Origin of the sequence: Pseudomonas cichorii (assembly GCF_003700275.1) — a bacterium.
Classification (GTDB): domain Bacteria; phylum Pseudomonadota; class Gammaproteobacteria; order Pseudomonadales; family Pseudomonadaceae; genus Aquipseudomonas; species Aquipseudomonas cichorii_B.
On record NZ_RBRE01000083.1, the window covers coordinates 113,312 to 133,138 of the forward strand.

A 19,827-nucleotide genomic window follows, 5' to 3' on the forward strand; every position below is an offset into this window, starting at 1 on the left:
ACTCACAACTCCCAATTGATGTCCTTGAGTGCCTCGTGGTCGAGTCCGACATAAGGCAGATTGAAACGCCAGCGTTGTTCATCCTCGTCAACTAGCTCCACGAGTTGACGCTCCTCTGTCAGAACCTCGATACCAGCCTCGCGCGCCATCGCCAGCCAGAGCGCAAAGGTTTCCAAGTCGTGAACAGGTGGAAGCAAAGACGCAAGCTCCACGAGACTCAGAGGGCAACCCTGCTCTACCAGTACAGCCAGGGTGTCATGAATCAGCGCTTCACGATCCAGCCCGTCGAAGGCATCCCAGAAGTCATCCTCAATCTGGTCCAACCCAGCAGGCTTTAAACTCAGATCCGGCTCGCCCGCATCATCTTCATCCAGATTCTTGAAGCGGAGACGCTCGATTGCCGGGACACCAGTAATGGCTACACCAACCGGTGGTATACAGGCAGGCTTACGACGTTCTGACTGGCGTTGCCAGTCGACGCTGAGAGCTAGATTGAAGAAGTCGTTGAGTAACTGTCCGACGCGATGATGCTCGGCAGCCAGCCCCGTTTTCATGAAACCACGAACATCGCGCTCGCTTCGGGCGCGCGCTTGGAGCACAGCCTGCGACTCCCGAACCAAGCGTAACGCCAGCCAACGAAGCTCACGTTGCTGGGGACGACTAAGCGCCTTTGGAACCGCGGGATGACGTAGGATGGCGCGCAAGCGCTCACGCATGGTTTCCAGCTCAGCGGACTGCCTTAGTTGCTGCTGGAAGCTTTCAAAGACACGTCCTTCCGGAGTATTGAGTAGAGCATCTTGCCCATCCAACAGCCGATCGACGATCTCTCCACGATGAGACTGTTCGCTAATGATGGATTGTCGAAGGGCGCGATCCGCCTCGCGCCAAGAGTCTTCAACTCGTCGAAAGTCTGCGCGCAAGCTGGCGGCCAGGTTATATACCTCGCGTATTCCCTCTATCGCATGCGCTTCATCCAGCACGATGATGTGGCCAGCCTCTACCTGCGCTAGCTCGTGCTCCAAATCCTGGATTCTGCGGCGCAGGCTGACAATGCGGCCAGTTGGGCTGGGGTTCAGACCCATTTCAAGGTTCTCGATCTCGCGCTGGACCACCGAAAGGCGGGATGCAGTGGAGGTCATGATCCGACTATCCAGCGAATCGACGAATTGGATGGCGGACTCCAACGCATCGGTTGCGTAGATACGACCCTCTCGTTCTACGACCAGACGCCGCTTAATCCACTCACGAAGTTCACGACCTGCCTGGAGATGCGTTGCATCCGGGTCGATCTCGTAAAGCTCCTGGCTGGCATAAGCAGCCAGCATGTCGGACAACGCTTGCAGCGCATCCTCCATAGGGGTCCCATCATGCGCCCGCTCGAGCAGTGTCCGCAGGCAGCCCAATACGAGCGGAGCACGGCGCGAGGCGAGCAAAAGCCACGCAGGGTGTTGGCTGCGGGCGGATACATAGCGTTCTGAACGCTGTTGCGCGCTTTCTTCCATGACGGCCACATTGACAAAGGTTGTCTGAGAGCGAGCTTACCAAGCTAGCCCGGTGCCTCATAATACGTATTTGTCCTGGCGGGTGGGCTCCATTTAATGGTCCACAGGGGCTGCGTCATTCGAATTAGAGTTAGTGAAGGACCAAACCAGCCGGGGAGTTAGCGATATATTTCCGGGGGGGGGGCGCGCACTGGATATTGGCGATTTGGCGGAGGGCTCCACCATCACGAGGGTGTATTTGGCTAGTTCGGCGAAGAGGTCCCAGTGAGAGCATGTGGCGGCTCAGTGGTGCAGGACTGCCATTGGCATGCTGCGGCGATCCAGTGCAGCCACGGGGGCTATCTCGAAGCATGCTGCACGCCTAGGCACGTTCGAGGATAGAGTCTTTCACCAGAAACGCATCGCTAGCGTCTGCTCGGTGGAAGTTTGCTGTTGCCTCCCCCGGCGAGCACTTTCTGTTCATCGCCCTCACACATCGCTTCAGAGTTGTTGACGCACGATTAGCTAGTGGTCAAAAACCGATTTCAGTGATTTCGTCTTTTGTGCCATACCTGATGGATCTTATTCGCTGTAAATGACCACAATGCGATAAGAGCTGGGTAGACTGCAGACCTTTACGTACGGCGCTTAGCGGCATTTGAGCGCACTCAGCGACGATCAAAATTCCTGTACCGCATTGCCCTCCGAAGGCAGGGGTCGTGGGTTCGAATCCCGCCGAGTGCGCCATCTTCTTTTCCCCTTTGGCTCCAAAGGGATTGGCATATCTGCCAGACATCTCTCCACACCATGAAAATTTCTGTCACCGCACGCCCAGCAGTGTGTCAGCCCGATAAAAATTACCGTGCAGGTTTTCGCGACCTTGGCTGGAAATACTGCAACCGGCAAAAGCCAGATCAGTGAAGTTTCTGGCTAATTTCCGAGCCATTTAGCTAGACGCGCACATCTGCTGGGAAGCATTGAGGGAGCGTGCAACCGACCTCACCCGCGATGCATCGCGGGCTGCTTCCCACCATGAAGTCCTTGTAAGACTGAGGATTACATCGTCCTGATAAACAGGCCGGGGTCTTTGGTTATGGTGGCAGCAAGCCTCCAACCCGCGCCTCGTACGATGCCCTGCAGCAAGGGCATCGTGGCGCTGCTACTGGAGTCCTGGCCCTATTTAAGAGCACCTTCGGCGGCGCTCACCTCAACGAAGCTCTCGGTGCGTCGCGCAGCCGAGCGATACTTGTTGAAGAAAAACAGGGCAGTGAGAATCCAGAAGGACATCATGGTTTCCAGGAAGCTGAAAACCTGATTATTCGCGGGGATGTACAAAAACAGGATGGCGAACAACGGAAGCAGCATTTTCGCAAAGAAGTCATCGGAAATGATTGCCGAGAGATAAATGCTTGCGAAATACCAGCCGAGAATCAACATGACGATAGCCACACCGAAGAAGCTGACATCATTTGCGATATAGCTGTAGAAGGAATGCCAATAAACATTCTCATCCCAGCGCGCCGTGATTTTACGTTGATACGTCTTGTCTCTGACATCGATGCCCAGATGCTCGGCAAAGATTCTTTGCAGGAAGACCGAATGGCCAATGCCGTAGGAGCTATCGAATTTCTCTCCCAAGGAGATAGAAACCCCCTGATAGCCCTGAACCAGATAAACCGTCAGCTTCTCGTAGAAATCCGTCAGGTTGGACTTTTGAGGCGCCGCTACAACGCTTGGCTCCACGGGCAGATCTGCAATCTTTACCGGCTCAGGCAAGGTAACGACGTTTACCTGGGCGGGAAGCTCGATAATCTTGACCGGCTCATGCGCAGCGTCAGCATGACTCTTCGCTGGTCCACTTGCCACTTTGGTCGATGGGGGCGAAGTTACAGCAGTTGTTTTCGCAGACAGCTCTGCGATTTTAACCGGCTCTGGCAAGGCGGCAATATTGGTCTTTTCAGGCTCCGGCGCAACGCCAGGCTTTTCTTCCTTGTCCAGATCGCTTTTGAATACACTGCCGGTTTCACTCAAATAGTTGAATGAAACAGGTGTCTGGTTTTCAAAGAGTACTTTATAAGGCGACGTTCCCGACTTGACGCTGTAAAACTGCCAAAACGAAAACAGAAATATAAAGACCACAAAGACCAGAAAAGTCTTGCGTTTGAAAAGCTCGGCGAAGAAACCCGTCGATTTATCTGAGGCAACTACGCAACCCAGACAAACTGACACGACAAAGAAATAATAGAAGTTTATCGCACTGAGACTGGCAATGATGCCCGTGCACAACGGAATCATGACCACCACAAAGCCTGCCACCTTGCGCGTCACACTCAGTTTGTCCCAGTAAAAAACCAGGCCGGGTAGCAGGATGTATTTGAATACTCCGAAAAACAGGAGCAATGCGGTTACAGGCGGATTGGCCGAAAAACCTGCTCTTGAAGCATCCGAGGCATAAAAAGCTCGAACTTCCGCCGGTGCCAGCAAGCCTTTAGCCAGCTGGACAAAAAAATCAGAGGGTATATAGGATATGGTAAGCGTTGTATTACGATGAAGAATCACGATCGCAACAAAGGCAAAGCAGAGAATGACCCAGAAATACTTCAGAAAGAGACTATCACATGGTAATCCAACACTACCGGCAGATCGCTTAAGCGAAAAACGACAAGACAGCAGATAGCCAAATATGAAACAGGCATGATACAGAAAAATAAAGAAGAGAAACTCCAGCTTATTCTCGGCAGGCCAGACTACCGGACCAAAAAAGAATAACCACAACGTGAAAAGCAGGTAGCTCTCAACAAACAAGAGGGGTAGATATAACTTAGCCGTTTTCATCCAATCCACCGAAAATATTAAACCTGTCAGCCTTGTGAAACCTGAGTCTACTCAACATCAACCATACGGTTCAGTGAACCCTGAACGATCATTCATGGCTTATCCTGGCCTGCGCAAAAATCTGCTGCCCTTTTGCAGAGCAGGTCATAGTGGGACTTGTGCTGCGCAACATCGGGGGTCGCTTCAGAAGCGCGCCTTGAGATCGCCCCATAATTGGTAATCACCCTGAACAGGTAGACGTAATAGTTCAGGTTACACAGAACCTTCAAATACTTGTTATTGAGGTTGTAGCAGAACAGTCGATTCTTCAGAAGAAAACGCCCGACCTTGCTCTGTTCCAGAGCAAGCATGTGGTTAAAAACCCTCAGCTTGTCCTTGTCAAAATCCGAACCTCTGACAAGGTAGGTCGAACCCGACGTCCGGCGATAATACACATAGACTTTACTGGACTGGTAAAAGCTCACATCCCGATAGCGCTCGGCAATTTTCACGAGCATCGGAAAGTCTTCAGTCACACTGTAGCTTTTGATATAGTCTGAGAGCTCTTCATCCAGGAAAAACTTCTTATTGCAAAACAGGTTTGGCGTATTGATGCTACTGATATTCTTCAAGCGTTCCATGAGAGGCTTGTTTTTATAGATAACGTCCGTTGCCAGAATATGAAAGGCCGTTGATCGCGAGCTGAGAATCTCCCCGTCAATCAACAACAACGGCAACCCGGAAAAGAAGTCATTGGCCGATAACTGTTCGGCTTCTTCAAAGATATTTACATATGAATAGACATCATCACCCGCGGTAATCTTGAACAAGGTCCCCTCCACCAGGGGCCACATGCGGGTGTAGTTGAAGCAGGTGCCGTTGTTCGAGCCATCGCCCAGCACCTTGACGTCACAAAACAGGCTGCCATGAACAAGCAGCCAGCGATTGACCAGCTCGAGGGTCTGGTCGCGAGAGCCATCATCCGCGATGATCAAGCCAAAATCGTAATCAGCACCGTAGTTTTCGATCAAAAACCTTATACTTTCGAGGTGTTCAACAACATACATCTCATGGTTATACGTCAACACACCAAACGTAAATCTTTTATTAACCACGAGAAACACCTTCGCTTAGCTTTTTTGCCAAAACCCTGTACAAGAATATGAAAGCCTTGAAGCCCACCATCTTGAAACCCAGCAGGAAAAAATCAATCTTCCACTTCAAGCTGTACTTTCCATCGGACAACGACTCACTTGCCACACCTCTTTTATTGATGTCTATCGGCAAGTTGTACTTTTTCAGAACCGGCACAATAACGCTCGGTACCCACTTTCCACGACGGATAGCGCCACCCAGCGTGTAGTTATAGACAAACGTATCTTCCCGGTCAGGCTGGGCACAATAGAAGGTTTCGCCACCGCCATAGGTCCGCGCACTACCGAAGAACTCCCAGGCCCAGGGCGAATCAAGCTCACCGGTAAACTCGACAAGCTTCCTGGTTCTCCAGATAGCCGGTGCAGAGTTCAACCGGTAATCGTCTCTGGCGCCTACCACTTCAAAACCGTCGTAAGGCCCTGCAACCCTATTGATTCCGGGGATATTGCTAAAATAAAAAACCGCTATCTCAGAGCGTTCCTTCATGGCCCGAATGCACTCAGCTATTTTCTGCTGATTGACGGGAGACTCCAGAATGAAATCATCAAACAGTGTAATAACAAATTCGGTTTCGACCAGAGACAAGGCCTTGCGCAGCCGCCATCCCCAAGGCCTTTTGGCCTCATCGGCCGACAGGTTCAAGGTACTGATCTGGAAACCATCAAAGTCGAAACTTTTACGCTCGGTGTTCAAGATGATCCGGCAGTCGCACTCCGGCCACATCTCTTTGAGTGAACAAAAGAAAGGGAGCCACACGTCTTCGTAACTATCACACGAGTTGACAATTATAGTGCAATCTTTTCCGCTGACCCTGCCTACACTGCCACTCATGCCCCACTCCATCGTAAAACACCGGGTGCAGTCGAAATAATCATGGTTTTCTGACTGCCGCCCTGATTTTCAAAGCAGCGAACGATCAAAAACGATCGCTTCGCTCAACTCTGTGTTTTCAGCCGCTACAAGCATAGCGACTATTTCCTGCATGACAGGCACACCTATGCACCAATGACGTCATCACCTGAGCGCATGAATCCATTTGGCAAACACAATGCGCGCAGGTGGACAGCTCATCAGCAAGCCTTTCTCAAAGCTCCCGGCTAACGGACAGCACAGCACAGCACACCGACTCGTAGGAGCCGTACCTTACCACCGTTCCACCTTCGATCTCGATGACAGTATCACACGTTTCCAGGGTATTAAGCCGGTGCGCAATGACAATCAGCGTCGTGTCCTCACCCAGATCATCGACGGCACGCATCACTTCCTGTTCGGTTTTACTGTCCAGCGCACTGGTAGCTTCATCCAGAATAATTACCCTCGCCTCTTTATAAAAAGCGCGAGCTATCGCGATGCGCTGGCGTTGACCACCGGAGAGAAATACGCCTCGCTCTCCGACTGGCGTGTCATAACCGCCAGCCCATGACTCAATCACATCGGAAATCTGGGCCTTGGCGGCGGCACGGCGGACACGGTCAAAGTCGATATCTTCGTAAGGCACACCAAAAGCAATGTTTTCGGCAACTGACGCGTCAGACAGGAAGATCTGTTGTGGCACATGAGCAATGTTCGCCTGCCAGTTCCGGCTGTTGCCCGTATTTACCTCGACACCGTCGACCGCAAATACGCCGTCAGTTGGCGTCAGCAGCCCCATCAGAATATCGATAAGGGTACTTTTGCCACTGCCTGTAGCGCCCATCAATCCAACTCGGGAGCCTTTGGGAATATTCAGGCTGATATTTTTCAATACCCATGGAGCATCGCTGTTGTAGCGATACGACACTTGATCCAGCGACACACGATCATTGAAGTCGAGGGGGGTCCGCGTCGATTCGATTTCAACGTGGTTACGCTCTTCCGGAAGAAGGTCCAATACATCTCGCAATGAATCCTGCGCACCACTGATGCAAGCCCAGGCCGCATAAGACTGCTGCAAAACCGGCAACAAACGTTGCGCCGCCAGCGCCAGCGCGCCCAACATGGGGATGGATGCAAGCAATCCACCGGGTAACTGTGCAAGCCAATACGCAAAAATCGCAATCATCAACATGCCAAACGATTCGATAGCAAAGCGTGGCGAGTTCGCGATGATCTGAATGTTGGCCTTGGCACGCCGCAATTTGTAATCGACGCGGTCAAAATCCTTGCGGTAGGTCTGCTGCGAGGAGTCAATGATCACATCTCGAATACCCTCGAGACTTTCACTCATCAACTTCAGTTGCCGATCGGAACTGACACTCACCACCAGACTGTCTTTTCTCAACTGCCTTCTGGTCGCCAGCACCACAATCAGGTAAACCCCGCCAAAGCTTGCAAACGCGAGAAAAGCAACGACCGGCTGGATGGCCAGGACAATGACAAGTATTGCCAGCATCATGAAAGCCGAACTGACAATCGTCAAAGACGGGAACAGGAACTCCCGTACTACCGTGTCGACCTTGTTGAAAATAGCCGTGATCACTTCACTGCTATTTCTCGAGATGTGCTTGCTGTATGGCTGATGGATGACCGTCTTGTAGATATCGCCTGCCAGATCGCCACCGACTGCCGAACTGAGTCTGTTCTGTGCCCACATCAGGACAAAACGACTGACGCCGGAAAAGATGGCAGCCACAGCGAAGATAACGGTCAGCGGCAACAGGAGTCCGTTGGCAGAATCGATACCCATTGCCGCAAAGAGGTTCCCCACCAGCGGCTGACTCAGAAGCTTCTCGGGGTTGATCAAAACAGCCAGGAACGGAACGATGGCCCCGATACTGACTATTTCTGCAAGCGATGCAACCACCATGAGGCCGAGGATTACAAAGAACTGCAGCTTTCTTTTAAGTGTAAAACACTTCCAAAGACGGCCTAGCAACTGAATCATTGAGTCACTCTTCGCAAGTAAAGTTATTAACGGCTGCGATGACCAGCTCGACTTCAGCCAAGGTCATTTCAGGACTCATCGGCAAACTCAAGACTTGCTGATGGATCTGCTCAGTCAACGGATAACTTTCGCCATTGAGTTCTTTGTAAGCCTGCTGCTGATGAACCGGAATCGGATAGTGGATGATGGTTTGAATGCCTTGCCCGGCCAGATGCTGTTGCAATGCATCACGCTGCTGGCAACGAACCACGAACAAGTGCCATACATGGCTGGTCAGGGACAAAGGGCATGTGTCCGCTGAGAGCGGCAGCTCTACGGCAGGGTTGCGGATGCCATCCATGTACATTTTGGCAACCTGTCTGCGCCGGGCAGTCTGGTCATCCAGATACTTGAGTTTGACGCTCAGCATGGCTGCCTGAATCTCATCCAGACGGCTGTTCACGCCCTGATAGAGGTTCTTGTACTTCTCATGGGAACCATAGTTGCGCAGCGCGCGCAGCACCTTGGCCAGCTCGTCATCGTCGGTAGTGATCGCGCCAGCATCGCCCAACGCACCAAGGTTTTTCCCTGGATAGAAACTGAAGCCCGAAGCATTGCCCCAGCTCCCGGCCCGACGACCATTGAAGCTGGCGCCATGCGCCTGGGCGGAGTCTTCCAGAACAAGAAGACCTTTTTCTTCAGCCAGGGCCATTAATGCTGGCATGTCGGACAACTGCCCATACAAGTGGACAGGCATTATGGCGCGAGTCCTGGAAGTCACCGCAGCCCGGGCATTCACAGGGCACAGGTTATAGGTGGCCGCATCGGGCTCGACCAGAACCGGCACCAGACGATTTTCGGTGATGGCAAGCACACTGGCGATGTAGGTATTGGCCGGAACGATGACTTCATCACCGTCCTTGAGTTTTCCCAGCTCTTTCCAGGCACGCAATGTCAGGTTCAGGGCGTCAAGACCATTTGCCACGCCGATGCAATACCGACTGCCGCTGTAGGCTGCAAACTTTTCTTCAAAGCTCGATAGTTCATGACCACCGATGTACCAGCCTGAATCAATGACACGGGCACATGATTCCATCAACTCGTCGCGCATGGTCGAATTGATTTTCTTTAAATCGAGAAAGCTGATCATTTATCGAGATACCTGATAATTCTTGCCGGGTTGCCTACTACAACAGCGTTTTCGGGGACGTCCCTGGTAACGACAGAGCCTGCCCCGACCATTGCATTGCACCCAATGGTGATGCCCGGCAGCAAGGTCGCATTGGCACCAATGCTCGCACCGGCCTTGACAGTGATCCCACTGAAAGCATCAGGATAGACTTTTGACCTGGGCATCAGATCGTTGGTAAACGTGGCGTTCGGACCGATGAAAACGTTGTCCTCTATACGGGTGCCGCTCCACAGGAAAACACCCGATTTAACGGTCACATTATCACCGACGACAACATCGCCTTCGATCAGCGTGTGTGCACAGATATTACAGTTACGACCGATGACCGCGCCTGCAAGTACAACACTGTATTGCCAGACGCGCGTCGAACTACCGATGTTTGAACTTTTGACATCGGCAAGAGCATGAATCTCAGGCATTGTTCATCTCCGCGAGGAAGCGGCTGTAGTCGCGAATATAATCGGACTCGTCATAGTGCTCGCTCGCCAGCACCAACAGTATGCAATCGTCACTGAACTCATGCATTTCACGCCAGACCATGCTTTCGATCAACAGTCCACGGGTCGGGCTGTCCATCCAGGTCTCTTCGCGAACCACACCATCATCCAGGACCATTTTGAACTTTCCGGATACACAGATGGCAACTTGTTTCAAGTTACGGTGAGCATGAAACCCGCGGCTGACACCTTCAGCGGTTCGATAAATATAATAAACACGCTTGATATCAAAAGGTATGGCCTTTTCCATGCCAATTTCCAGAGCGACCAACCCCCCTCTTTCATCGCCCAGACTGGGGAAGTCAATCCATTTAATCATGCTCACTTCAACATGCTCCGCTGTATTTTCTCATTGGCGGTGTATAAAAAATCACCGAGATTGACCATAGAAATAAAGAGCTTGAAAAACGATTTCATCAAGCAGCTCGCAGCCACGGCAACGACAGATCGAGGACCATAAAAGCATCAGTGATTCTTCTTCCAGAGCGGTTAACTGGCTCAAATCCGGAATTATCCATCCGGCGAATTTCCAGCACCCACTGCACCCTTTTGGTCGAAACACTCATGAATTGCGGCATCTCCATTCCATTGATCAAAAAACACCCACTATGACATCCGAAGTTCGGTACCCGGGCGCGTAGTGCTCTTTTGCCATCCCCAGGTAACGCATTCTCGGGCGATTGTACACCGATACTACGCAGCTCCGCCCGGCAACAGGGCACCGATAATACGCAGGGCAGACGACCAGTCATACCCTTGCAGACCATGATTGATAAAAACGTCTGCATCCCTGAAGCTATGGCGCTCAGGCCACGATGTTGTGTGCCTGACCAGACCATGGATGGCCAACACAATGAACGTAAAAAAGCGCTCCGCCAAATCTCAACGCCTGCGTGAGCAGCAGCGACTCAATCTGCAAAAATACTATCTGAAGTTCTACCGCGCCCGTTATTGGGCCAAGGTTACAGGTGCCGGTTCGATGCTGGTGATCATGGCTGTGGTGTCGATAATCAGCCACAGCATGATGCCTCTCTATCTGATGACGCCCATCGTGGTCGGCGGTGTGCTGATGCTCACCTGGTTGTGGCGCAAACGAATCGGGCTGGTGCCTGATGAACAGGCCCAGCCCGGGCACAGCAATAACTGAATATCCAGCGCTCTACATATAGCGATTCGTTCAGAACCTGAAGCGGCCTACGCTCGCCTGCAGGCTCCCGCCCAGCCTGGCCAGTTCAGTGCTGGACATCGCGGTTTCGCCGCTGGCGACGAAGGTCTGATCCGAGATCACCCGTACGTTCACGACCCGACGGTTGATTTCATCGGCGACGATACTCTGCTGTTCGGCAGCGGCAGCGATCTGGGTGTTCATCTGCTCCACCGTGGACACCGAACGGCTGATGCTCATCAGCGATGAACCTGCACGGCGGGTCAACTCGACGCTGCTTTCGGTCAGCGCACGGCTGCTGTCCAGAATCGAGGCTACTTTCCGGGTGCCGCTCTGCAGGCTGCTGACCATCCCTTCGATTTCCTCTGTGGAAGCCTGGGTGCGTTGCGCCAGACTGCGGACTTCGTCAGCGACCACGGCGAAACCGCGACCGGCAGCGCCGGCACGAGCCGCTTCAATGGCCGCGTTCAAGGCAAGCAGGTTGGTCTGCTGGGCGACCGACTTGATCACATCCAGCACCGTGCCGATCTTGTCGCTTTCACGGCTCAGATCGCTCATGGCCTGAGTCGAGTGGTTGACCTCTTCAGCCAGACGCCCGATCTGATCCAAGGCCTGGACCACGACCTCATCGCTTTTACGCGCTTCATCATTGGCCGCAATCGCTGCGATGGAAGCATCTTCGGCATTACGCGCAACTTCCTGCACGGTCGCGGCCATCTCGTTCATGGCGACCGCGACCTGGTCCGTCTCGCTTTTCTGGCTGGTAACCCCGGCGGTGGTTTGCTCGGTGACCGCCGACAACTGCTCAGAAGCGCTGGCCAACTGCACAACACCGTCACGAATCCCGCCGATCAGTTCACGCAGATTGATTGTCATGCGTTGCATGCTGGTTTGCAGAAGCCCCAGTTCATCCTTGCGACTGACAGGAATGTCGACACTCAAGTCTCCAGCCGCCACTCGCTCGGCAGCACTCAGGGTTTCCATCAGCGGCACGACGATCATCCGAGTAATCAACCAGGCCGCCAATGCACCGAGGGTGAGAGCAATGCTGGTAAAAACGATCAGCAGGAACTTGGCCTCTGCCACATCCTCATCACGCTTGGTGGTCTGATTGACCTGCAATTGCCTGCTGGCTTCAAACAGACTGGCAACCTCCGAATCCAGGCCACTTTGCGCCAGCTTGAGCTTCGCTTCGTCATGGATCTGGGTAGCCTGGACAAAATCCTGGAAATGATTGCGATAGCGCAGGGTCGTCTCCATGGCGCGATAGACCAGAGTCAAATCCGCAGGCGCACTGAGCAAGGCCCGGACCTCTTCGTAATGCGACTCCAGCTTGTCGTTCGCCTTGAGCACCGCAGCGGCTCGATCCGTGCCCGGATGAAGCGCGTAGCCCAACTTCGCAATGCGCATGTCGCGCACCATTTCATTGAGCTGAGAAATGGACGCCAGTTTCTGACCCCGCTCGCGCAGGATATTGATTTCCATCCAGCTGAAAGCGGCGATCAGGGTCGTCAGCAACAAGACACTGACAAACCCCAGGGTCAATTTCGACCTGACACTGATATTGCCCAGCACACCTGCGAACAAGTTGACCATTTCAGAGCGCTCCATGCACGTTAAGTGCTGATGAGTGTCATTCGGCCACTCACGGTTCCCTGCAAATGCTGGAGTCGACTCTGCCGCAGCCCCTGAAAAACTCGGACAGGCAGGTAAGGGGATAACCCCGCAAGTATCAGGTAGCGAATTGATTGGTATTCGGATTTTTTTTCGGAAAGCCAGATTAACCAAAGGCTTATAAAGCCTGGGCTCGGTTAGAGAAGACGCTATTTTTCAGGCGCTTTTTTTCGGATTTTTATTCGGATATTTTTTGGCTACAGGCGCACAGTATTTTTTGCGGAAAAGACAGCACAGCAGCACCCCTATACGGATACTGCTGCCTTCAGATGTCAGACCAAAAAGCGCATCGCCCCCCTTGGCCTATTTGTGAAAGGTCTTGCCCAACGCCTCAAGGCGCATCGCCAGCGGTGGCAGCCGTTGGCTGCTTTGCGCCAGTACGTCGATATTGGCGGCGGTGTGCTCTGCTATGCCTTGTACCGAGCGCAGTTGATCGGCGATTTCACGGCTGGCGGTGGACTGCTCGTCGGTGGTGGTCGCGATCAGGCCGTTGAGTTGGGTGATATGGCCAATCCCGTCGCCCACGGCACGCAGCGATGCGGAGGCGCGCTGGCTGTCCTCGACGCAGCGTCCGACGCCTGCGCGACTATCGAGCATGGCCGCTGCAGCTTCGCGGCTGCCTTGTTGCAGGCCGTGGATGATGTCCTGGATTTCCTTGGTCGACGATGCGGTGCGCTGGGCCAGGTTGCGGACTTCATCGGCTACCACGGCAAAGCCGCGGCCCTGCTCGCCCGCCCGGGCGGCTTCGATGGCGGCATTGAGCGCCAGCAGGTTGGTCTGCTCGGCGATGCTGCCGATCACGTCCAGCACCTTGCCGATCTGTTCCGACTGTTCGGCAAGGGCCTGCACGGTTTCATCGGTAGTATTGATGCGCTCGGCCAACCGGGTGATTTCACTCTGCGCCCGGTCGACACTTTCACGTCCGTGGGCGACCTGCTCGCTGGCATCGCCGGCACGTTGCACGGCCTGCGCAACATGCCCGGAAATGTCATTCATGGCATCGCCCATGCGCTGCATTGCATCGGTCATGCGGGCAATTTCACTCAGTTGGTGCTGAGCCCCGGTTTCCAGAGTGCCGCTGGCCCTGGCCAGGTCATGGCCCAGTTCGCCCAGGCCGCGAGTGTCACGCACTACGCCATCGACCAGCCCGGTGATCTGCGCCAGAAAGCTCTCGAAACGCTGGGTCAGGGACAACTTGACGGCTCGCTCGCCAGTCCGCGTCTCGGTCGTGAGCTGCAAGGCTGTAGCGAGCATCTTGTCGAGCATGTCCTGGTTCTCGACCGCCTCGGCCTGGTTCTGCACTGCGAGGTACATCAGGATCACGGTTTCCACGACCACGTATACGGCATGCACCATCACCATGCCCCAGCCGCCGGCATGGTGCATGACATACACCGGGAAGCCCGAATGCTGAAGCGCATGGAACACCACGTGATGGACGGCGATGGCCACAGCGGCGACCAGAATAGGCAGCCAGTCCCGATAGAAAGTCAGCACGGCCAGGAAGACGAAGATGCCGAAGTGTATTTCCACCAGCCCCTGAGCCTGGTTGATGTGCAGTGCAGCCATGACCATCAGGCCAACCGCAAAGCAGCAGCGCATCAATCGGGAACCGCTGATGGCGCGATACAGTGCCGTCAGCACCAATGCAGTGCCACCGCCGACCAGCATTGCCTGGGTAAAGGTGTCGTGCCAGAACGCCAACCCGACCGAATACACGAACAGCAGCCAGATCAGGCCGAGCATTATTCGGTCGGCCTTGCGGTAATGCTCAAGAAAACGAGGAGCTGAAGACATCAGACACTTCCTTATGGAGGGATAAAACGGCAGGCAGACAGCACCATGATTATCCCCCTGACCGAGCAAAAGCCCGGCCAAGTCATAGGATGACTCGAAGGCACGCAAGAGAATGTGTCAAATCGATGAGCTTGCGCAACTCTGTTATTGGCATTTAGCCATTAGTGACGCAAAAGTTTGCGCAACGGCACGCCGTCCTTCATGACTGGCGACTTGATGACGATGTAGCTGAAGTACTTGGAGATACCGATGTTCTTGTCCAACAGCTCTTCGATCACTTCCTGATAGTGCTGGATGCTGCGGGTCATGAAGCGCACCAGATAGTCGTAACCGCCACTGATCAGGTGGCATTCAAGCACTTCATCCACATGCCGGATATTGGCCTCGAACTTGGCAAAATCTTCACGCTTGTGGTCGCTGAGGGAAATTTCCGTGAACACCGTGACCGATTCGGTGATCTTCGCGAGGTTCAGGTGCGCCTTGTAGCTGGAGATGTAACCGGCCGACTCCAGGCGCTTGACCCTTTGCAGGCAGGGGCTGGCCGACAGCCCTACCGCATCGGCCAGGCTGACGTTGGTCATGCGCCCGTCTTTCTGCAACTCGACCAGGATGTTGATATCAATGCGATCCAGTTTGACCAGGCCTTCCATCCGCTACCTCTCGAGTGCCATTTACCAAAGCTCTCTTCTAGCAAAATCAGCGCCTTAAAGACAACTGATGCTGCGCCACCAGGTCGGCCATGCTGTTGATACACAGGTCGGCCGGGCAAGGTTGGCGATGTTCGGCACGCTCGCGACGGATCAGACACAGACCGCCAGTGGCCAGCGCCGATGCCGGAGGGCGTGACACCAACAGGGTGTCGCTCGGATCCAGATCCATGTCGGCCAGCCAGCGCGGGTCATCCAGTGGATGAGTGGTCAGCGACAACAGGCTGTCGGATTCCAGCCCCAGACGTTCGCACAAGGCATTGCGATCCTGCACATCGCGGTCGGCATAGACCAGCAACCGGTAAAACTTGCGCAGGTACAGCATGGCGCCCGGCGCATCCTCGAACAATGTCCAGCCCGCCACCGACCGCGCAAATGCCATGCCCTCCTCCCAACTGGCCCTGACCCCGAAATGCTCGGCCAGTTGTCGATGGGCAAAACACAGCAAACCGCTGAAGCCCAGCTCGCCAAAGCGCGGGTAAAGCCCGTTCACGGCGTCGCTGAAGGCGGCCAGTACCTGTTCCCTTTCGGGTCTGTTCGCGCTGTGCTCCAGCAACGGTTGCAACGCCGCCCAGACACCTGAGTCGCGGTCCACCAGAACTTCATCGCAGTCGATCAGCAGCGCCCGGTAATCAGTCAGCCCCATGACAGGTCAAGCCTCCCTTAAACATTCAGTCCCAACGGTCGCGCAGCGTGAAACCTGCGCGACCGGGCTTGAGCGACTACTTGGACTTCAATACTCGTGCCAAGGCCGCATCGAGAATGGTCAAGGCTTCGTCGATCTGTGCCTGCGTCGTGACCAGTGGCGCCAGGAAGCGCAGCACGTTGCGGTAGACACCGCACTTGATGACCAGCAGGCCACCGGCACGGGCCTGGTCGATCAATTGCTGATTGAGGTCTGCGTCAGGGCTGCGTTCGGCGTCATCCTTGACGATTTCCATCGCCAGCATGAACCCCGGACCGCGCACGTCACCAATGCAGGAATAACGAGACTGAAGCTTGAGCAGGCCGGCCCGCAGGTATTGACCCAGTTGCTCGCCCCGCTCCAGGAGTTTTTCCTCTTCGTAGGTATCGATCACCGCCAGGGCCGCGGCACAGGCCAGCGCATTGCCGCCATAAGTGCCGCCCAGACCGCCCGGAAGCGGTGCATCCATGATCGCGGCACGCCCGACCACACCTGAAAGCGGCAGGCCGCCCGCCAGACTCTTGGCGACCGTCACCAGATCGGGCTGAATCCCTGCATGCTGGAAACCGAACCATTTGCCGGTACGGCCAAAACCGGTCTGGATTTCATCGAGGATCAACACAATCCCGTGTTGCTCGGTCAGGGCACGCAAGGCCTTGAGGAATTCCACCGGCGCGGCCAGGAAACCGCCATCGCCTTGCACCGGCTCGATGATGATCGCTGCTACGCGATCCGCCGCAACCTGAGTGGCCAGCAGCTCATGCAGCGCGGCCAGGGCCATTTCGCCGGTGAAACCACGGTATTCGTTGGGGTACGGGGTGTGGAAAACTTCCGGCGCCATCGGCCCGAAATTCTGTTTGTAGGGCTGGCTCATCCCGGTCAGGGTGGTGCCAAGCAAGGTGCGCCCATGGAAGCCGCCACGAAACGAGATGATCGCCGGACGATTGGTGTGGGCGCGGGCGATCTTCACGGCGTTCTCCACAGCTTCGGCGCCAGAAGTGAAAAACACTGCCTTGTGCTCGATGCCGCCATCACCCGCCACGATATTGCTCAGGCGCTTGGCCAGATCCAGATAGGGTTGATAGGCAACCACCTGGAAACAGGCATGGGTAACCTTTGTCAGTTGCGCCTGCACCGCCTTGACGACGTTGGGATGGTTGTGGCCGATGTTCAACACACCGATGCCGCCGACGAAATCCAGATAGCGTTTGCCATCGATATCCCACAATTCGGAACCCTGGGCGCGCTCGATGACCAATGGATGAGCAGTGACCACGCCACGGGGTACGAACTGATCGCGCTGACGGAGCAGATGAGGTGTTTCGTCGACTTTGCTGTTCATGGCTTTACCTGTAGTGAGCCGGACAACCGGCACGTGGTTGCAATGCTGTTCAGGTTAAGCGTTCAGCGAAACGATCTAAGCCGAACTTGGCTCCCCAGATGCCCATATCCACTGTTTTACCCCTCGCAAACGGCAGATTCCTTCTGCCCGCAAACACGCCATGCAATCTGCCGTGCAACGCCCTGTTTAAAGGCTGTGCCGCGCTTTTGCAGTGTCTCTTTCAACAGATCCTGCTCCAGCCTTGAGGCATGATGGAGGCCCACTTTCATGCTCAGGAAATGCCCATGCCCGCCCTGCTCTATAAAGCCGATCCTGCCCGCGCCGAGCGCTGGAAAGCCTTGTTTGCCGAGCATGCTCCCGATATCGAATGGCGCGCATGGCCGGACATTGGCGATCCGCAGGACATCCACTATCTGGCAGCCTGGCTGGCACCCGACGATCTGGAGCAGGTCCTGCCTAACCTGAAGGTGCTGTTCGCCCTGTCGGCGGGGGTCGATCAACTGGACCTGAGCCGCATACCGCCGGCGCTGCCGGTGGTGCGATTGCTGGATCCGGGCATCAGCCAGGGCATGTGCGAATACGCCTGCTTTGCCGTGCTGAGCCTGCATCGGGAAATGTTGCGTTATCGCCAGCAGCAGCTCGAAGGCCTGTGGAAGGCTTATCCACTGGTGCCGGCGCACCAGCGCCGGGTTGGCGTGATGGGGCTGGGCCTGCAGGCGCAGCACATTCTGTCGAGCCTGAAGGGCTTCGGTTTTGCCTTGTCAGGCTGGGCGCGCAGCGTGCATCACGTTGACGGCGTCGAATGCCATGCCGGGGCCGAACAACTGCCCGCCTTTCTCGCCCAGTGCGACATTCTGCTGTGCGTGCTGCCACTGACAGAGCAAACCGAAGGCATCCTTGATCGCGAGCTGTTCAGCCAGTTGCCGCAGGGTGCAGCGCTGATCAACATGGGCCGTGGCGGGCATCTGGTGGAAGAAGATTTGCTCCAGGCCCTGGACAGCGGCCAGCTCAGCGGCGCCGTGCTGGATGTGCTGCACAAGGAACCGGCGGCGGCCGATCATCCGTTCTGGAAACACCCGAAGATCCTGCTGACCCCGCATATAGCCGCCATGACCCAACCGGAAAGCGCGTTTGCCGGATTACTGGAAAACATCCGCCGCTTCGAGCGCGGCGAGCATATGGAAGGACAAGTGGATCGCGGGCAGGGGTATTGAGTCGGGCAGGATTTCGCGAATGAATTGGCTGCTACACACCTGTAAACATGGCCATCGGCAGGAGTGAATTCATTCGCGAACCTTCAATCATGCCAATGCCAGACCGGTGCCTCCAAAGGTTTTTGACCTTGCACTTCGGTCTGGCCCAGGGTCTTTTTCAGGACGATCGTGCGGCAGTCTTCATGGCGGCTCAGTTCGCGGATCAGGATGCCTGAGTGGGACACCACCCATACCTGGCAGCGCTGTGAAATGCGGATAATCAAGCGTGCCAGGGCTGGCAAAAGATCCACGTGCAGGCTGGTTTCCGGTTCGTTCAGGACCATCATTGAAGGCGGGCGCGGTGTCAGCAGTGCAGCCATCAGCAGCAGATAGCGCAGCGTGCCATCCGAGAGTTCGGCTGCGGTCAGCGGGCGCAGCAGTCCGCTCTGGTGCAACCGCAAACTGAACAGTCCTCCGGGTGTGGCGTCGATTTCCAGGCGGCTTCCCGGAAACGCATCGGTCAGCGCTTCCTGCAAATCCTCGACTTCGCCCACTTCAATAATGGTCTGCAAGGCCGCTGCCAGGTTCCGGCCATCGTGGTTCAACACCGGCGTGCGGGTGCCCAGCTGGGGTTGGCGAACCGGGGCGTCCCGGTCGATGCGGAAATGGTCGTAAAAACGCCAGCCCTTGATCAGCGCACGCATGTCGGCGATTTCAGGGTAGCTTCGCGAAATCCCCAGTTGCTCGAACAGACTGTCGAACGACTGGCCGTGTTGCTGGAGGATTTCCCAGTCCCGGCCCTGACGCGCACGGATCATTGGCCCCTTGCGGTCGATCAGCAAGGATGCAGGCCTGTACCATTCTCCCGCCCAGATGCACTCGCGCTTGATCTCGGGATCAAGCATGAAGGCTGTGGGATAAGGAAGTGGCTCCGGCAGGCCCAGCGAAATGGCAAAGCCGAAATCCTCGGTGGCAAAACCCAGTCGCAGGCGCCGGGCGTCTTGACGCTGTGTGGCCTCGACCGGCACTTCGCCGTTTTTCATGCGCCGGCTCACCACTTCGGGGCCGGCCCACCAGGTTGAATTCAGCCCGCCTTCACTGGCCAGCGCCTCGATGACACCACCCTGCGCCGTTTCCGCCAACAGGCGCAGCGCCTTGTAGAGGTTCGACTTGCCGCTGCCGTTATCGCCGGTAATGAGATTGAGCGGCCCGAGGGCCACCACCAGATTATTGATCGAGCGATAGTTGGCGACAGCCAGTGTCTTGAGCATGGGTGAAGCGTC

Annotated in this window: 17 protein-coding genes and 1 tRNA gene; 3 read left to right on the forward strand and 15 right to left on the reverse strand. The window is 55.3% G+C overall.

The genetic code is table 11. The features are described 5' to 3' along the window. Positions 1 to 2: 2 nt before the first annotated feature. Positions 3 to 1,502 carry a DUF3375 domain-containing protein gene (locus tag ALQ04_RS21195; protein ID WP_122317688.1) on the reverse strand — a complete coding sequence of 500 codons (1,500 nt, stop codon included), beginning with the start codon at positions 1,500 to 1,502 and terminating at the stop codon, positions 3 to 5. Between the two features lie 643 nt (positions 1,503 to 2,145). Between ALQ04_RS21195 and ALQ04_RS21200 the strand changes: the two genes are divergently transcribed. Then, positions 2,146 to 2,228: transfer RNA gene (locus ALQ04_RS21200), tRNA-Arg, on the forward strand. A gap of 429 nt (positions 2,229 to 2,657) precedes the next feature. On the opposite strand, the gene ALQ04_RS21205 is transcribed toward ALQ04_RS21200, so the two are convergent. The 8 genes from ALQ04_RS21205 to ALQ04_RS26970 form a co-directional block, all read right to left on the reverse strand. After that, entirely contained in the window at positions 2,658 to 4,316 is a 1,659-nt protein-coding gene (locus ALQ04_RS21205; RefSeq protein ID WP_147466621.1) for a hypothetical protein, read from the reverse strand. 92 nt (positions 4,317 to 4,408) lie between these two features. Next, on the reverse strand, positions 4,409 to 5,410 hold the full coding sequence (locus ALQ04_RS21210; protein ID WP_147466622.1) for a glycosyltransferase: 1,002 nt from the start codon (positions 5,408 to 5,410) through the stop codon (positions 4,409 to 4,411). Further along, complete coding sequence (locus tag ALQ04_RS21215) at positions 5,403 to 6,281, reverse strand: hypothetical protein (RefSeq protein WP_122317691.1); 879 nt, start codon at positions 6,279 to 6,281, stop codon at positions 5,403 to 5,405. Before ALQ04_RS21215 ends, ALQ04_RS21210 begins: the two co-directional genes overlap by 8 nt. A gap of 253 nt (positions 6,282 to 6,534) precedes the next feature. After that, the gene (locus tag ALQ04_RS21220; protein WP_221033414.1) at positions 6,535 to 8,313 is read right to left on the reverse strand and encodes an ABC transporter ATP-binding protein; all 1,779 of its coding nucleotides are present in this window, start codon (positions 8,311 to 8,313) and stop codon (positions 6,535 to 6,537) included. A gap of 4 nt (positions 8,314 to 8,317) precedes the next feature. Further along, the gene (locus ALQ04_RS21225; RefSeq protein ID WP_122317693.1) at positions 8,318 to 9,442 is read right to left on the reverse strand and encodes a DegT/DnrJ/EryC1/StrS aminotransferase family protein; all 1,125 of its coding nucleotides are present in this window, start codon (positions 9,440 to 9,442) and stop codon (positions 8,318 to 8,320) included. Beyond that, on the reverse strand, positions 9,439 to 9,903 hold the full coding sequence (locus ALQ04_RS21230) for an acyltransferase (protein ID WP_122317694.1): 465 nt from the start codon (positions 9,901 to 9,903) through the stop codon (positions 9,439 to 9,441). Before ALQ04_RS21230 ends, ALQ04_RS21225 begins: the two co-directional genes overlap by 4 nt. Continuing rightward, positions 9,896 to 10,300 (reverse strand): FdtA/QdtA family cupin domain-containing protein, encoded by a 405-nt coding sequence (locus tag ALQ04_RS21235; protein WP_259645059.1) that lies wholly within the window; start codon positions 10,298 to 10,300, stop codon positions 9,896 to 9,898. The genes ALQ04_RS21230 and ALQ04_RS21235 overlap by 8 nt, the downstream gene beginning before the upstream one ends. A 97-nt stretch (positions 10,301 to 10,397) precedes the next feature. Continuing rightward, entirely contained in the window at positions 10,398 to 10,547 is a 150-nt protein-coding gene (locus ALQ04_RS26970) for a hypothetical protein (RefSeq protein ID WP_183142241.1), read from the reverse strand. 287 nt (positions 10,548 to 10,834) lie between these two features. On the opposite strand from ALQ04_RS26970, the gene ALQ04_RS21240 reads away from it, so the two are divergent. Then, positions 10,835 to 11,128, forward strand: a complete 294-nt coding sequence (locus tag ALQ04_RS21240) for a hypothetical protein (protein WP_122317696.1) — start codon at positions 10,835 to 10,837, stop codon at positions 11,126 to 11,128. Positions 11,129 to 11,158: 30 nt separating this feature from the next. On the opposite strand, the gene ALQ04_RS21245 is transcribed toward ALQ04_RS21240, so the two are convergent. The 5 genes from ALQ04_RS21245 to gabT all read right to left on the reverse strand — a co-directional run bounded on the left by ALQ04_RS21245 (position 11,159) and on the right by gabT (position 17,351). Then, positions 11,159 to 12,742, reverse strand: a complete 1,584-nt coding sequence (locus ALQ04_RS21245) for a methyl-accepting chemotaxis protein (RefSeq protein ID WP_122317697.1) — start codon at positions 12,740 to 12,742, stop codon at positions 11,159 to 11,161. A 381-nt stretch (positions 12,743 to 13,123) separates the two neighbouring features. Beyond that, positions 13,124 to 14,617 (reverse strand): methyl-accepting chemotaxis protein, encoded by a 1,494-nt coding sequence (locus tag ALQ04_RS21250; protein ID WP_122317698.1) that lies wholly within the window; start codon positions 14,615 to 14,617, stop codon positions 13,124 to 13,126. A gap of 161 nt (positions 14,618 to 14,778) precedes the next feature. After that, positions 14,779 to 15,267, reverse strand: a complete 489-nt coding sequence (locus ALQ04_RS21255) for an Lrp/AsnC family transcriptional regulator (RefSeq protein WP_002555947.1) — start codon at positions 15,265 to 15,267, stop codon at positions 14,779 to 14,781. A 46-nt stretch (positions 15,268 to 15,313) separates the two neighbouring features. After that, positions 15,314 to 15,970, reverse strand: coding sequence for an HAD family hydrolase (locus tag ALQ04_RS21260; protein WP_122317699.1), 657 nt, complete (start codon positions 15,968 to 15,970; stop codon positions 15,314 to 15,316). 76 nt (positions 15,971 to 16,046) lie between these two features. Next, on the reverse strand, positions 16,047 to 17,351 hold the full coding sequence (gabT, locus tag ALQ04_RS21265) for a 4-aminobutyrate--2-oxoglutarate transaminase (RefSeq protein WP_122317700.1): 1,305 nt from the start codon (positions 17,349 to 17,351) through the stop codon (positions 16,047 to 16,049). A gap of 284 nt (positions 17,352 to 17,635) precedes the next feature. Between gabT and ALQ04_RS21270 the strand changes: the two genes are divergently transcribed. Further along, positions 17,636 to 18,565, forward strand: a complete 930-nt coding sequence (locus ALQ04_RS21270; protein WP_122317776.1) for a glyoxylate/hydroxypyruvate reductase A — start codon at positions 17,636 to 17,638, stop codon at positions 18,563 to 18,565. An 83-nt stretch (positions 18,566 to 18,648) separates the two neighbouring features. Here the strand turns inward: ALQ04_RS21270 and ALQ04_RS21275 are convergent, their stop codons facing one another. Continuing rightward, a complete protein-coding gene (locus ALQ04_RS21275) occupies positions 18,649 to 19,815 on the reverse strand; it encodes an AAA family ATPase (protein WP_122317701.1) in 1,167 nt (388 codons plus the stop codon). Between the last annotated feature and the right edge of the window lie 12 nt (positions 19,816 to 19,827).